Annotated in this window: 8 protein-coding genes; 3 read left to right on the plus strand and 5 right to left on the minus strand. The window is 67.1% G+C overall.

All coding sequences use genetic code 11. From position 1 onward, the window contains the following. Window positions 1-195: 195 nt before the first annotated feature. Together INR38_RS10180 and INR38_RS10185 are read left to right on the plus strand one after the other, a co-directional pair. On the plus strand, window positions 196-5,265 hold the full coding sequence (locus tag INR38_RS10180) for a DUF6765 family protein (protein WP_207443644.1): 5,070 nt from the start codon (window positions 196-198) through the stop codon (window positions 5,263-5,265). Between the two features lie 506 nt (window positions 5,266-5,771). Then, complete coding sequence (locus INR38_RS10185) at window positions 5,772-6,293, plus strand: right-handed parallel beta-helix repeat-containing protein (protein WP_242699032.1); 522 nt, start codon at window positions 5,772-5,774, stop codon at window positions 6,291-6,293. Between the two features lie 29 nt (window positions 6,294-6,322). On the opposite strand, the gene INR38_RS10190 is transcribed toward INR38_RS10185, so the two are convergent. After that, on the minus strand, window positions 6,323-6,982 hold the full coding sequence (locus tag INR38_RS10190) for a cysteine hydrolase family protein (protein ID WP_207443645.1): 660 nt from the start codon (window positions 6,980-6,982) through the stop codon (window positions 6,323-6,325). 266 nt (window positions 6,983-7,248) lie between these two features. Then, window positions 7,249-11,322, minus strand: a complete 4,074-nt coding sequence (gene hrpA, locus INR38_RS10195) for an ATP-dependent RNA helicase HrpA (RefSeq protein WP_207443646.1) — start codon at window positions 11,320-11,322, stop codon at window positions 7,249-7,251. 214 nt (window positions 11,323-11,536) lie between these two features. Between hrpA and INR38_RS10200 the strand changes: the two genes are divergently transcribed. Continuing rightward, entirely contained in the window at window positions 11,537-12,703 is a 1,167-nt protein-coding gene (locus INR38_RS10200; protein ID WP_063325958.1) for a metallophosphoesterase, read from the plus strand. Window positions 12,704-12,730: 27 nt separating this feature from the next. Here the strand turns inward: INR38_RS10200 and INR38_RS10205 are convergent, their stop codons facing one another. The 3 genes from INR38_RS10205 to INR38_RS10215 are packed head-to-tail and all read right to left on the minus strand — an operon-like array spanning window position 12,731 to window position 15,565. Continuing rightward, entirely contained in the window at window positions 12,731-13,840 is a 1,110-nt protein-coding gene (locus INR38_RS10205; RefSeq protein WP_207443647.1) for a lactonase family protein, read from the minus strand. Next, window positions 13,837-14,580 carry an ABC transporter substrate-binding protein gene (locus INR38_RS10210; RefSeq protein WP_012206352.1) on the minus strand — a complete coding sequence of 248 codons (744 nt, stop codon included), beginning with the start codon at window positions 14,578-14,580 and terminating at the stop codon, window positions 13,837-13,839. Before INR38_RS10210 ends, INR38_RS10205 begins: the two co-directional genes overlap by 4 nt. Before the next feature lie 19 nt (window positions 14,581-14,599). Continuing rightward, entirely contained in the window at window positions 14,600-15,565 is a 966-nt protein-coding gene (locus INR38_RS10215; protein WP_192366513.1) for a GntR family transcriptional regulator, read from the minus strand. Window positions 15,566-15,586: the final 21 nt, after the last annotated feature.

Raw genomic sequence — 15,586 nt, forward strand, 5'->3', positions numbered from 1 at the left:
GCCCCAAGCCAGCCCTCATTTCCGCCCCCTCCCTCATCCTCTTCCTCAGAAACAGACTATTCCTAGAGACACGCGGGCACTAACTGCCTAGATTGGCCGGCTACCCCAAACCGGGACACGCCGCCACCAGCCCGACGCCAGACGGATGGCCGTTCCATACCCGAGATTCGCCAAGACCGAGGGAGGAAGACATCCATGAACCGAAGGCACGTCCTGCTGCGCAGCGCCTTGCTATGCATTGCCGCACTGCTGGCCCAGGCCACGCCCACCCTGGCGACTGCCGCCCCCAACCTGGGCGGCGGCTCCGGCAAATGCGACCCCACCGTACAAAGCTGCGCCCCCGGCACGGGCGGCGGCATCGACCTCGGCGGCGGCGGTGGCGGCTCGGGCGGCGGCACCTGCACCCCCACGCCCGGCGGCAGCCCTTGCGGCGGCGCCGGCCCCGCCACCCAGGGCAACTCCAGCAGCACCCACCAGGGCGCAGGCAACCCCATCCACCTCATCAACGGCAACAAATACCAGCGCGAAGTGGACATGCCCGCCTTGCCAGGCCTGCTCGGTCTGGAAGTCGTGCGCCACTACAACAGCAGCTACAGCCGGGCCTACGTGCCGCCAGGCCTTCTCGGCCGCGGCTGGCTGCTCAGCTACGAGGCCCGCCTGTACGACCACCCCACCAACCTGCAGATCGTGCAGGCCGACGGCACCCGCATCATCTTCAGCAAGCTGCGCGAGCACCCCAGCCTGTGCGCCAGCGAGCAGCCGGGCAACGGCATCGTGCGCATCGAAGGCCCGGATACAAAGGGCACCAAGGAAACCAAGCCCGGCCAGGAACGGCACTATACCTGGCAATGGATGGACGGGCGCGAGCTGCGCTTCAACCACCGGGGGCGCCTGACCCGCATCAGCCTGCCCTCGGGCGAACAGGTCCGCCTGGACTACAACGCCAAGGGCAACCGCCTGCTCAAGGTCACCGACCCGCAGGGCCGCAGCCTGCGCCTGCACTACGCCCAATCTTCGGGCGAGGGCAGCTTCACCGGCGTGCAGGCCATCGACACCCCGTTGGGCCGCATCGACTACCGCCACGGCAGCGCACCGTTGCCCGGCAGCACCCAGCCCCAGGCCAAGCTGAACGCCAGCCTCGTGCAGGTCAGCCTCCCATCGGCCGAAGGCCAAGCCCCGGTCCAGCGCCACTACCACTATGAAGACCCACGCCACCCCACCTTGCTCACCGGCATCAGCGTCCAGGGCCAGGGCAGCGACGGCAAGCCCATGGACGAGCGCATCGCCAGCTACGCCTACGGCGACAACGGCCGCGCCACCTTGAGCGTGCGCGGCCCGCCGGACAGCCAGCAGGAAAAAGTCACCCTGGACCTCAGCCAGCCCTGGAAGAACACCCTCACCAACAGCCTTGGGCAAACAACCACCTACCACTACGACACCATCGGCGGGCAATGGCGATTGCTTGAAGTGCGCGGCCCGGGCTGCGCCAGCTGCGGCCCCGGCGACATGCGCTACCGGTACGACGCGCAAGGGCGCCTGACCGAAGCCACGCAGCTCGATCCCGCAGGCCGCCCGCTGGAAGGCACGCGAACCGAGCTGGACCCCTTCGGCCGCCCGCTGGCCGTGTACCGCATTGCCTACACACAAGGCCAAGCCCGGGCCCAGGCCCAGGCCCAGGCCCAGGCCCAGGCCCAGGCCCAGGCTCCGCAGTTGCAGGTGCGCTACGGCTACGGCAAGGACCCCTGGAAGCAATACGGCCCCGAACTCATCGCCCGGCACAGCGTCGTGCCCGGGCGCGAACACCAGATCCGCATCCGCTACAACAGCAGCCGCCAGCCGCTGCAGATCACCGAGGCGGGCTTCAGCCCATTGGATGCCCAGGGCCAGCCCGCAGGCAATGCGGACGGCGCCACGCCCATCGAACGCAGCACGCGCTACCGCTACACCGAGATCAACGGCCGCAGCGTGCTGGTGGACATCGACGGGCCGCTGCCCACCTCGCTGGCAGGCTATGACGACGGAAGCCCGGCGCAGAACGATCTCACGCGGCTGCGCTGGGACCGCAGCGGCAGCCACGTCACGCGCGTGCTGCAGCCCGATGGCACGACCGTGGCGCTGGAGCATGACAAGGCCGGGCGCATCACGACCCGCACCGAAGACGACGGCGTGCGGCGCCTTCAGCGCCAGATACGCTACAGCGCCCTGTCCGCCAACGCCCTGCAGGCCGAAGAAATCACCACCAGCGGCTGGCTGCTCGATGCCGACGGCCAGCCCCGCGACAGCAGCCGACTGAGCCTGAATCCATATCGCATCCGCCACGACGCGCTGGGCCGCCCCAACCAGGCCATCGACACGGCAGGCCGCAGCACCACCTGGACCTACCAGGGCAGCACCCAGGCTCGGCTCGATGGCATGGGCAACCGCGACCAGATCGAACGCGACAGCGAAGGCCGCATCAAGCGGCTGGGCCTGTACCGCGAAGGCCAGGACCTCCCCGAACGTGCGGCCTACTACGGCTGGAATGCGCAGGGGCGCCTGAGCCACCGCCTGCTGCCCGATGGGCGCCTGGACAGCTACACCTACGGCGACGCGGGCGAGTTGCTCCAGCACACCGATGGCGACGACATCCGCACGCGCTGGCTGAACAACGGCAGTCTCCATGCCAGCCTGTCGCAAACGCCCGATGGGGCGGTGCGGCTGGCATTGCAAGGCCCGGCCAGCGCGGCGATGGAGCAGATCACCAGCAAATCCCGGAGCACCCAACCCGCCGAACGCCGCCAGGCCCTGCGCGACGACTTCGGCCGTACCGTCTGGCTTCAGCTTGCCGATCATGGCCGCCAAAGCGCACGCTACAACGAAGCCGATCAATTGCTGATGCACACCCGCGCCGACGGCAGCAGCACCCACTACCAGTACGCCCCCAGCGGGCGTCTGCTGGCCAAGCGCTACGAAGCGGCGCCCGGCGCAGATCGTCGCTCTTCCTCGCAAACCCGGCTGCACTACCAGGGCCGGCTGCTGCAGACCATCGACAGCAACTGGCAGCGCGAGTCCATCGAATACGACGCCCTGGGCCGCCCCGTGGCACGGACCATTGCGCTGGCCACGCCCGACGGCAAGGCCGAGCATACCTACCGCACCGCCACGCGCTATGGCCCGGACGGCCGGGTCCACAGCCGCACCCTGGCCGATGGCCGCGTACTCGTCACCCGGCGCGGCCCCGCCAGCGAAGGCGCCAGCGTGCAAGGGCTGCAACTGCAAAGCGCCTGGGTGGCCGGCCTGCTGCAGGCCAGCGACAACTGGCTGGGCGCTGGCGCCACAGGCTTGCTCGAACGCCTGCTGCCCGCGCAGACGGTGGTAGGCGACATCCAAACAGACGCCTTCAACGGCCTGCAGCACTACACGGCAGGCAATGGCCTGGTCACCTCGCGCCAATACGACATTGCCGGGCGCCTCACGCAGCAGACCACCGGGCAAGGCACATCACAAGGCACATCGCAAGGCAGCGCACCCATCCTCAGCCAGCGCTACCGCTACGGCGTGGGCCCGCGCATCCGCGCCATCGAGCAGGAGGGGCCACCAGCCGGCCTGCAAAAGACCGACTACCGCTACCAGGGCTTCGGCAGGCTGGTGCAGGACAACGCACCGTCAGCACCAGCACCCGTGCAGCGCGACAGCCAGGGCCGCACTGTCCAGGACGCATTGCACCGCTACACCTACACCGAAGCAGGACAGCTCCAGGGCATCAGCGACCACCAGGACCGGCCCATCGCCAGCTACCGCTACAACAGCCTGGGCCAGCGCGTGGGCAAGACCGTGCACCAGGGCGACAGGCAAACGCACAGCCACTACCTGTGGCAGGACAACCGGCTCGTCGCGGAAATGGATGGCGAAGGCCGCATCACCAGCCAGTACCTGTACCTGAGCGAGGGGACTCGCACCCCGCCCATCGCCAAGCTGGAATCCGCGCACAACCGGGACAACGCCAGCGGCAAGGCGCGCATGCTGCACATCCACAACGACCACCGGGGCAGTCCGCAGGCCATGACGGACGCAGGCCAACGCGTGGTCTGGCGTGCCCGCCAGACGCCCTGGGGAGCGCCGGCCATGCATCAGGCCGGCCACACAAGCCCGCCCCGGCAGCAGGCCGTGCTCAACCTGCGCCTGCCGGGCCAGTACTTCGACGAGGAAAGCGGACTGCACGACAACTGGCACCGCAGCTACGACCCGGCCAGCGGCCGCTACCTGCAGCCGGACCCGCTGGGCTACCCGGACGGGCCCGATGCCTACCTGTATGCCGGCGGCGATCCGATCAACCGCATCGATCCCACCGGGCTGTACCAGGAGGACATGCACTACTACATGGTCTTCTTCCTGGCCCTGGCCGCCGGCCTGGACTACGAACCTGCGCGCATCACGGCGCTGGCTTCGCAGTACGTGGATGACAACCCCATCACCAAGCCGCTGGACGAGGCCAACACCCTCACCACCGTGGGCTCGATCTTCAAGAACCACCGGCAACTGCTGTGGTACCACTTCACCCTGTCCGACGACAAGGGCACCACGCTGCCCCAGTACGCCAACGACAACGTCAACAGCGTGGTGGGCAACCTGAGCCCGCAACTGAACAACCTGCTCAACGCCAGCCGGCTGGGCAACCCGGCCCAGCCCTGTGCCGAATACCAGTTCCTGGGCGAATTCCTGCACTCTTACCTGGACACCTTCAGCCACCGGGACAAGGACAACCGGCCGTTCGATGCCATCAGCGTGAAGCTGGGCATAGGGCATGGGTTTGCGGGGTCCGAGCCGGATTACACCTATGACGAGGACATGCCAATACTTGGGAATATGCCTGACCCAGAGGTGCCTTATTGGGACAAGCGGGAGTATCGATCGTTGCAAGGAGAGAAGGCGGTTTATGAGTTTCTGACGCGGTATGGGGCTAAGCCGGCGGTCAGTTTTAAAGAGATAGAGAAAGTGCTGGAGAGATTCAATGCAATTCGCGAAAGTGGTGGCAACTCACCAGCTAAAATTGGCATGCTTCAAGAGACGATTAATAAATATATCCAAGATGGAAAAATAAAACCTGAAAAAGACAAAAGCGTTTCTACTGATGCCAAGATAAATTTCTCTGAAAAGGACCTAGATCAATATAACGAAGAAACCGCCCAGAAGAACAGGGAGAAATATCTTGGCGGACTCGCTGGTCAAGAGAAAAATTATCCTGGAGTATGTTTGCCAAGAAGTCCTATATGCAAGTCCGTTTAACCATGGTCTCTTTTTTATTGGTACTGCAACCTCATGCATATGCAGCAGACACTTTGAACACTCACGAATCAGGTGATCGAACGAAAATCCAAAATGCAAAAAATATCAGAGAAACACCCTTGCCTTCGGGCTGCAAAGCAGTGAGATACACAGGTGGATATATATCAATCAAGGAGGCATTTGAAGGCTCAGGTCGCCATTGCGTAGTGCATGATTTTACTCAAAGAAAAGTTAGAGATTTAATAGATTGGAGCATTCGAGGATCTCCCACCGATGAAGTTGGCAGAGGAAGTATTTTAACGTTTTACAAAAACACAAATGCCGACTTGAATTTGCAGGGCCATGAGATTTCAGGAAGGCCTTTTGAAAATACTCGTGGAGTTGGTCTCCTTGGGAAAAATCTATTATTCCTACGTGTGCATCATGGAAGAATAGAAACCCCTGGACCTAGGGGTTTGGGTGTAGATATGGCACCTAATATTTCTGCGTGGAAAAGAATAAAAGAATTGACTGAGGATTTTCCAGTCACGCAAACAACCGACTGGAATATAAGAATCAAGGAGTTCAACGAAATCCCCTGGGACTACACCCCACCCACCTTCTACACCGCAGAAAACCTCCAAATCAAATCCGGCGGCCGCGCCATCATCATGGCGGGCTCAGACAACGTGGTGCGCAACAACACCATCGAGGTCGATGGCCGCACCGCCGTCTACCTGTACGGCCCGCGCTCGCTGGTGGAGGGCAACACCTTCATCGTGCACATGGACCTGCGCGACAAGGCCCCGTTGCCCGCCATCCTCAAGCTGCGCGATGCCGATGGTTCCATCATCCGCAACAACCGCTTCATCGTGAAGCGCAGCGGGCTGTTCAGGAAGAAGGAAGAGGAACCCCAGGCCGGCATCAACCTGCTGGAGTCCAAAGGCGTTGTGATCGAGGGCAATGTGTTCGAGCAGGTCGCATTGCCGGTGCGCAAGGATGCGGCCAGCACCACGACGGAGTACGGCAACGCCGTGGATTCTCGCTAGGAGACGATGCGCGGGTCCTGCCTGCAGGCTCAGCGCAGGGGCAGCTGCACCACATGCGCGGTGGGCATGACATCGCCAAACACATCCTCGATCTCGGCCAGCGCGGCACGGTGCAGGCTGTCGGCGTCCACGGATTCGCCATTGCTGCGCGTGATGGCACGTGTGGCCACGGCATCGCTGGCCACGACGACCTCGAAGCCCAGCGGCGCGGCATCGCGTGCGGCGCCGGCCACGCAGGCGTGGGTCATGAGGCCGCAGATGACTACGGTGGTGATGCCACGCGCGCGCAGCTGGTCGGCCAGGTCGGTGCCGACGAAAGCGCTGACGCTGCGCTTTTGCACCACGGTGTCGCCCGCGCGCGGCTGCAGGCCGGGGTGGAACTGGACGGTGCTGCCATTGACGGCGAACACGGGCGCACCTTCAGGGGCAATGTGCTGGATGTGGAACACGGCAACCTGCCCGGCATCGGCCCATTGCAGCAGGCGCCGGGCCTGCTCCAGGACCTGCGGGCCGCGCGGGATGGGCAGGCGGCCGCTGAAGTACTCGTTCTGGAAGTCGATGACCAGCAGCGCCGTGGCACCCCGTGGCAACTGGCTGCGCCCCGGCGCGCCGGACAGGGCGCGGAGGGTGGGATGGCTGGTGGATTGGGTGGATTGGGTGGCCTGGCTGGCCTGTTCTGCGAGGGACATGCAGTGCTCCTGAAAACGGGAAGTGGTTGATGCCTGCAGTCTAGAAACGCACAGGGTCCGCCGCAACGCCATGGAGCGGCCAGCATCTGTGCAGGTTCTGCACAGATCGCCCATGCTTTGAAAAATGCCCCATCTCTGTGATGGCGCATACGGCCTTGGGCCTTGCATCGCTCCAACCCGCCGCGTGCCGGTGAAGGTGGCGATGCCGCATTGAAACATGGCCTGCGGCCCTCCCGCTCAAGAAAGGGCCGCAGGCCGGCACGGCGCTAGTTCTGCAGCTGCTGCCAGACCTTGTCCAGCCGCTTGATGCTTACCGGGTACGGCGTGCGCAGCTCCTGGGCGAAGAAGCTCACGCGCAGCTCCTCCAGCATCCAGCGGTACTCCTGCATGCGCGCATCGATGTGGCCCTTGCGCTCAGCCACCAGGCGCCAGTAGCGCTGCTCCAGCGGGCGCAGCTCGGTCAGGCGGCTGGCGTCGCGCGCAGGGTCGGAGCGGTACTTGTCCAGCCGGCTGGTGATGGCCTTGAGGTAGCGCGCGTAGTGCTGCAACTGGGTCCAGGGCGCGGCCGCGATGAAGTTCTTGGGCACCAGGCGCTGCAATTGCTGGGCGGCGTCGGCCGTGGCGTCAGGCGCGTTCTTGGTGTCCTTGATCTTGCGCTGCGCCGCCGCGTACTCGACCAGGATGGTGGAGGCCATGCGCGCCACCTCGTTGGCGATCAGCGTCAGCCGGCCGCGTCCGTCCTGCACGCGCTGCTTGAACTGCGCGTCGTTGGTGGGCAGCGGCTCCTGCAGGAAGGCGCGGTCTATGGCCACGTCGATGATCTGCTCGCGCAGTTCCTCCTGCGTGCCCAGCGGCATGTAGGCGACCGCCATCTTCTGCAGGTCTGGAATGTTCTTTTCCAGGTACTTGAGCGCGTCGCGGATCTGCAGCGCGAACAGGCGACGCAGGCCCACGCGGTGGCGTGCGGCCGCAACCTCGGGCTCGTCGAAGACCTCGATGCCGACGGCATCGCCGTGGTCGATCAGTGCTGGAAAGCCGATCAGCGTCTGCCCGCCCCGGCCGATCTCCATCAGCTCGGGCAGCTCGCCAAAGCTCCATTCCTTGTAGCGGCTGTCGGCGGGCTGGCTGGGCTTGGCATTCCTGGCAGGCGTGGCCTGGTCGGGCTTTTCCGCCTTGGCAGCGGGCGCAGGCTTCCTGCCGGCTTCGGGCGCGGTGGCAGCGGGTGCAGAAGGGGCCTCCGTGACCGACGCCACCTTCAGCGCGGCCAGCGCCTGGAAGGCGCCGCGCGCCTTGGCGCCGAGTTCGGCCTTGAGCGCGCCCAGGTTGCGGCCCTGGCCCAGCTGGCGTCCATGCTCGTCCGTGATGCGGAAGTTCATGAACAGGTGCGGGCTGAGCATGTCCAGCTTGAAGTCGGCGCGCTTGACGTCCAGCGAGGTCTCGTCGCGCACCTGCTTGAGCAGGGCATCGATGAGCGATCCCTGGCCCCAGCGCTCGGGCGTGGTGAAGAGTTCGGCCAGGCGCTGGGCGCTTTCGGGCAGGGGCACGAAGCGGCTGCGCGGGCGCTGCGGCAGGCTCTTGAGCAGGGCCTGGAGCTTGTCCTTGAGCATGCCGGGCACCAGCCATTCCACGCGCTCGTCGGTGACCTGGTTGAGCACGAACAGCGGCACGGTGACGGTGATGCCGTCACGCGCGTCGCCGGGGCTGTGCAGGTAGCTGGCCGTGCAGTCCATGCCGCCGAGCTTGACCACCTTGGGAAAGGCCTGGGTGGTGATGCCGGCCGCCTCGTGGCGCATCAGCTCGTCGCGCGACAGGCGCAGCAGGTCGGCGTTTTCCTTGGCCGCCTCGCGGAACCAATGGTCGAAGGTGGCGCCGCTGAACACGTCCTTGGGGATCTGCTGGTCGTAGAAGGCGTAGATCAGCTCGTCATCGACCAGCACGTCCTGGCGGCGGCTCTTGTGCTCCAGCTCCTCGACCTTGCGCACCAGCTTGAGGTTGGCGGGCAGGAAGTGCCAGCGCGTGTCCCACTGCCCCTCCACCAGGGCCTGGCGGATGAAGATCTCGCGCGCGGACTGCGGATCGATGCGGCCATAGCTCATGCGGCGGCCGTTGTAGACCACCAGGCCGTAGAGCGTGGCGCGCTCCAGCGCCACCACGTCGGCCTGGTTCTTGGACCAGTGCGGATCGAGCAGCTGCTTCTTGAGCAGGTGGGCGCCGACTTCCTCCAGCCACTGCGGATCGATGGCGGCGATGCCCCGGCCGTACAGGCGCGAGGTTTCCACCAGCTCGGCCGCAACGATCCAGCGCCCGGGTTTCTTGGACAGGTGGGCGCCCGGGTGCGGGTAGAAGCGGATGCCGCGCGCGCCCAGGTAGGCGTCGCTTTCATCGCCCTTGTAGCCCAGGTTGCCCAGCAGGCCGGACAGCATGGACAGGTGCACGGCGTCGTAACCCGCAGGCTCGGTGTTGATCTTCCACTTGTGCTCGTTGACCACGGTCAGCAGCTGCGAGTGGATGTCGCGCCATTCGCGCACGCGGCGGATGTTGATGAAGTTCTGGCGCAGCAGCTGCTCCCACTGGCGGTTGCTGAGCTTGTGCGAGGGCTCGTCATCCGTGCCGGGACCGGTGTCCTGCGGATGGAAGGCCGCCAGCGCCTCGGCCGCCGGGGCGGCCACGCTCTGCCCGCCGCTGCGCTGGGCCACGGGCAGGAAGGCGGCATTGCGCGCCGATGGCTTGGCGGCCGGCGCCTGGGCCGTGGCCATTTCCTTGCGGCTCTTGGCCACCACCTTGCCGCCGCGCGCATCCTGCAGCCATTTCCACAGGCGCAGGTAGCCGCTGAATTCGCTTTTCTCGTCGTCGAACTTGGCGTGCTGCTGGTCGGCCTGCTGCTGGGCTTCCAGCGGCCGGTCGCGCACGTCCTGCACGGACAGGGCCGAGGCGATGACCAGCACCTCGGCCACGGCGCCGCGCGTGCGCGCCTCCAGGATCATGCGGCCCACGCGCGGGTCCAGCGGCAGGCGCGACAGCTCGCGGCCCATGGGCAGCAGCTCGCCGCGCTCGTCCACGGCGCCCAGTTCGCCCAGCAATTGGTAGCCGTCGGCAATGGCGCGGCCCGAGGGCGATTCAAGGAAGGGGAAATTCACCACGTCGCCCAGGCCCAGCGACTTCATGCGCAGGATGACGCCGGCCAGCGAGGAGCGCAGGATTTCAGGGTCGGTGAAGCGCGCGCGCGTGCCGAAGTCGGCCTCGTCGTACAGGCGGATGCAGATGCCGTTGGCCACGCGGCCGCAACGGCCCGCGCGCTGGTTGGCCGCTGCCTGGCTGATGGGCTCGACCAGCAGCTGCTCGACCTTGCTGCGGAAGGAATAGCGCTTGACGCGCGCCGTGCCCGCATCGATCACATAGCGGATGCCGGGCACGGTCAGCGAGGTCTCGGCCACGTTGGTGGCGAGCACGATGCGCCGGCCCGTGTGGCTGTCGAAGATGCGGTCCTGCTCGGCCTGCGACAGGCGCGAGAACAGCGGCAGCACCTCGGCATGGCGCAGCACGGGCTGCTGTGCCAGATGCTTGCGCAGGTGGTCGGCCGCCTCGCGGATCTCGCGCTCGCCGGGCAGGAACACCAGGATGTCGCCGCTGACGCCGCCGGACCACAGCTCGTCCACGCCTTCGGCAATGGCATCGTTGAGGTCGTGGTCGCGCTTTTCCTCGAAGGGGCGCCAGCGCATCTCCACGGGGTAGGTGCGGCCCGAGACCATGATCACCGGCGCAGGCCCCTTGGGGCCTTCGAAGTGCCTGGAGAACCGCTCGGCATCGATGGTGGCCGATGTCACCACCACCTTGAGGTCGGGGCGCCGGGGCAGGATCTGCTTGATGTAGCCCAGCAGGAAGTCGATGTTGAGGCTGCGCTCGTGGGCCTCGTCGATGATGAGGGTGTCGTAGGCCTTGAGCAGCGGATCGGTCTGCGTCTCGGCCAGCAGGATGCCGTCCGTCATCAGCTTGACCGAGGCGTCCTTGGACAGCCGGTCCTGGAAGCGCACCTTGTAGCCCACCACATCGCCCAGCGGCGTGTTCAGTTCCTCGGCAATGCGCTTGGCCACCGAGCTGGCGGCAATGCGGCGCGGCTGCGTGTGGCCGATCAGGTGGCCGCGCACCTGGCCCTTGTCGTCGGGCGTGGCGTTGACCTTGCCCCGGCCCAGCGCCAGCGCGATCTTGGGCAGCTGCGTGGTCTTGCCCGAGCCCGTCTCGCCGCACACGATGATGACCTGGTGCCGGTCCATGGCCTCCATGATTTCCTCACGGCGGGCGGATACGGGCAGGGATTCAGGGAAGCTGATCTTCAAAGGCATAAGGGGCTGGATTATCCCCGCGCCATGCCGGCGGCGCCACGCGGCTGCAGATTTCCATACGCCTGCCCTGTGCCGCCCGCATGAAAACCCCCGCAGGCCAGGGCCTTCGCCAGTGCGGGCCGGCCGCATGCAAGGCATTGCGCACAATCGGCGCTCGCCTTGCCGCCCGCGCCCGGCGCTGGCCACCTCACCCGCCTTCCTCGATCTGCTCCCCATGGTTTCTCTTGCCGCCCTCGTCATTCCGCTATTGGCCCTGTGGCTGTGGTGGCCCGTCCGCCTGATGCCGCGCCGCGCACGCCTGATGGCGGCCGTCGCCACGGCGGCCCTGGGCTGCACGCCCGCCCTGCTGCTGGTGCTGCTGCGCGAGGGCACGGTGGAGTACCGCACGCTGGCCTATCTGCAGGTGCCGGGCGGCTGGGTGCTGGCCCTGCTGCTGATGCTGGCCGTCTTCATCGTGCTGCGCGACGGCCTCTGGGCGCTGGCCGCCGTGGCCCGGCGCGAGGACTGGAAGCAGCGCCTGCACGCGCCGCTGCTCACGGCCGGCGCCCTGGCCCTGGCGGGCCTGCTGTCGGCCTGGGGCGTGGCCAATGCGCTGCGCCCGCCCGAGGTGCATGAGCGCACGCTGCGCCTGCCCGGCCTGCCCACCGGCCTGGAAGGCCTGCGCGTGGCCGTGCTGGCCGACATCCACGCCAGCCCCATCAACAACGCGCGCTATGTGCAGACCATCGTGGACCGCACGCTGGAGGCGCGGCCCGACCTCATCGTGCTGCCCGGCGACATGGTGGACGGCGACGTGGACAGCGGCCGCGCCAACGTCGCGCCGCTGGCGCAGCTCAAGGCACGCTACGGCGTGTGGGCGGCGCCCGGCAACCATGAGTACTACAGCGGCTACGACGCCTGGATGGCCGAATTCCGCCGCCTGGGCCTGAACCTGCTGGAAAACCGCATGCAGCTGATCGATGTGCAGGGCGCGCGCCTGGCGCTGTCGGGCATCGGCGATCCGGCCTATGGCCGCCTGTCGCGCCAGAACACCGACCCGTCCGTGGCCGAAGGCGTGCCGCCCGACATCGACACCGTGGCCCGCCAGGCCAAAGAGGCCGGTGCGCAATACCACCTGCTGCTGGCCCACCAGCCCAAGACCGCCCGCGACAACGCTGCCCACGGCGTGGGCCTGCAGCTGTCGGGCCATACGCACGGCGGCCTGATCCTGGGCATGGACCAATGGCTGGTGGCGCCCGCCAATGACGGCTTCGTGCGCGGCGAGTACGAGGTCGGCGCCATGAAGCTCTTCGTCAGCGCCGGCGCAGGCCTGTGGGCCGGCTTTGCCGTGCGCCTGGGCGTGCCGGCCAGCATCGACCTGCTGGTGCTGCGCGGCGCCTGATCCTGCCCCGGAGGGCGGCGCGGACGGCTACCGCGCGAACACCATGCACACCGGGCTGGCGCAGTGGGTGCTGGCCAGCGGGCGCCAGGCGTCATCCCGGGCATGGCAGACGATGCTGTCGCTGTCCTCGTTGAGCACATAGAGCAGGCGCCCGTCGAGCGAGGACGTGAAAAAGCGCGGCGTGCGCCCGCCCGAGGCGAAGCCGCCACTGGCGTGCAGCAGCCCCGTCAAAGGATCGACATCGAAGACCGCAATGCCGTCGGCGCCGCGATTGGACACCAGCACCTGCCGGCCGTCGCGCAAGACCTCGATGCCCGCCGCCCGGCTGTTGCCCACAAAGCGCTCCGGTAGGGTGGACAGGATCTGCAAGCCCTGCAGCGCCCCAGTGGCCGCATCGAAGCGGCAGGTGAGCACGGTGTTGTCCAGTTCGTTGACCACATAGGCGCAGGCCAGCGCAGGATGGAAGGCGATATGCCGCGGGCCCGAGCCTTCGCGGCAGTCCAGCCAGGGCTGGGGCGCAGGCACCAGCCGCCCGTGCTCGAAGGCGAAGATGAAGATCCGGTCCTGCCCCTTGTCAGGAACCAGCACGAAACGCCCGTCCGGCGAGAAGGGGTTGAAGTGCGGCTTGGCAAACGGCTGCTCCTTGCGATGCGGCCCGGGTTGGCCCGGTAGCGCAAGCCGCTGCTGCACGGAGCCAAGGCGCCCGTCCGGTGCGATCGACATCACGGCCAGCGTACCGCCTGGCCCGCCATACCCCCGGTGGCCGTCGCTGGCAGCCGGCTCGCCCAGATGGTCGGAGACCACCAGCTGCCGTCCGCCCGGGGCGATGGCCAGGTGCACCGGGTTGCGCCCGCCGCAGTCCCGGGTCTGCAGCAACGCCAGGCGGCCCGTTGCGGCATCGCGTGCGAAGACGCTGACCTCATGGCCATCGCCATGCACGGTGTAGAGCCGGGTGCCGGCTGCATCGAGCGCCAGGAACGAGGGGTTGGCAAGCCCGTCCACGGTCTGCAGATGCTGCAGGCCGCCCGTGGCTTCGTCCACGCGATAGACGGTGATGCCCTCGCCACGTGCGTCGCGCTCGCGCGTGGTGCGCGAACCCACGTAGGCGTACAGGGAGCGCGACGCTGAGGTGCTCATGCCGATGCGCCCGCCAGCGGTGCGACGGCCGCGCCCTGAATGCCATGGCGCTGCAGCGCCTCGGCCACAAAGCCGCAAGCCTTGGCCTCTTCCACAAAGGCCGCCAGCACGCGCAGGGCCTCATCGCCCCGCCCCTTGGGCAGGCCCATGGCCTGCTGGATCACCATGAAGCGGCCCGGCAGCAGGCGCAGGCCGGGCAGGCGGGCGGCATCGGCCTCCAATTGCTGCTTGACGCCGGCGGCCACATCGGCCGTCGATTCCACGAAGGTCTGCACCACGGCGGGCGAGGACACGGCGCGCTCTATCTGCGCATGCTTGAGCTCGCGGCTCAGGTACAGGTCATAGGCGCTGCCCTTGCCGACCACCACGGTGTGCCCGGCCCGGTCCACCTGGGCGTTGTCGGTCAGCGGCGAATCCTGGCGCACCAGGTAGCTGCCCTCGATCAGCACATAGGGCGCGGTAAAGCCGATGCCCGCGCCACGCACGGGGTCCACGGCAAAGAAGCCGAAGTCGGCCTCCTCGCGCGTGACGGCATCCACCGACTTGGCGGCCGTATCGAAGACCACCAGTTCCAGCTCCAGCCCCAGCTGCTGCGCAAGGCGCCGGGCCAGGTCGATGGACACGCCTGCGGGCTGGCCATCGGCCTGCAGCCGCGCAAGGATGGGATTGCCGGTGTTGATGGATGCGCGGATGCGGCCAAGCGGCGCGAGGGTGGACAGCAGCTGGGAGGAAAGGTTCATGGATGGCTCGCTTCAAGGGTCAACGGGATGCCCGCCGGGGCGTGGAAGAGGTACGCGAAGGGGTACGCGAAGGTTCCGGGGACGCTGCACCGGGACCGAGGAGATCGCTGATGCTGGCCAGGTTGCGCAAGGTGCTCGCCAGGTGCTCGCGCATGGCGAGGGAGGCTTCTTCGTTGCGCTCGCGCCCCAGCAGTTCCAGGATGTTCAGATGCTGCTCGCAGTGCTCGCGGTAGCGCGCCCGGTCCTGCATGGAGCGGTAGGACAGCAGGCGCCGCACGCGGTTGACGCGGCGGATGGTGTCGATGAAGAACACGTTGCCCGAGGCCTCGACCAGGGACTCGTGGAAGTTCACCCCCCGGTCGTGGATGCGGTCGGCCGGGTCGGTGGCGATACCGCCTTCCAGCAAGTGGATTTCGGCCGCGCGGCAGCGTTGCAGCACGGCGCGGTCCAGCCGGTAGCCGGGCTCCAGCAGCGCGGCCGGCTCCAGCGCCATACGCAGGCGGTAGGACTGCAGCAGGCTGTCGGGCGTGGTCAGCATGGCCGCAAAGGTCCAGCCGTAGCCGGGCTTGCGCTCGATCCAGCCCTCCTGCGAGATGCGGTTGAGCACGGCCGCCAGTTGGGCCTTGCTCAGGCCGTAGCGCGTGCGCAGCGCGGCCTCGGTGACGGATTCGGGCAGGCTGGCGCGCAGCCGGTCCTCGGCGATGCGAAAGTAGATGGCTTCGGTCAGGTCCTGGTCGCCGGCCGCCGCCTCGGCCAGCAGTTCGGCCGGAATCCGATCATGCGGCAGGGCCAGGAAAAACCCCCGGTTGCGCTCGCGCCGCACCACACCCTGCTCTTCCAGCTGCTGCAAGGCCTCGTTGACGGGCTGGCGGGAGACGCGCAGCCGGTCGGCCAGGCCCTGGGCGGCCAGGTGGGTTCCGCTGTCCCATTGTTCGGAACGGGCCAGTGCCAGGATTTGCGAGCACAGCTGGGTGGAGGTCTTCATGCCCCCATTGTCATGCCATGC

Origin of the sequence: Delftia sp. SD018 (assembly GCF_017355445.1) — a bacterium.
In the GTDB taxonomy this organism is placed as follows: domain Bacteria; phylum Pseudomonadota; class Gammaproteobacteria; order Burkholderiales; family Burkholderiaceae_C; genus Comamonas; species Comamonas acidovorans.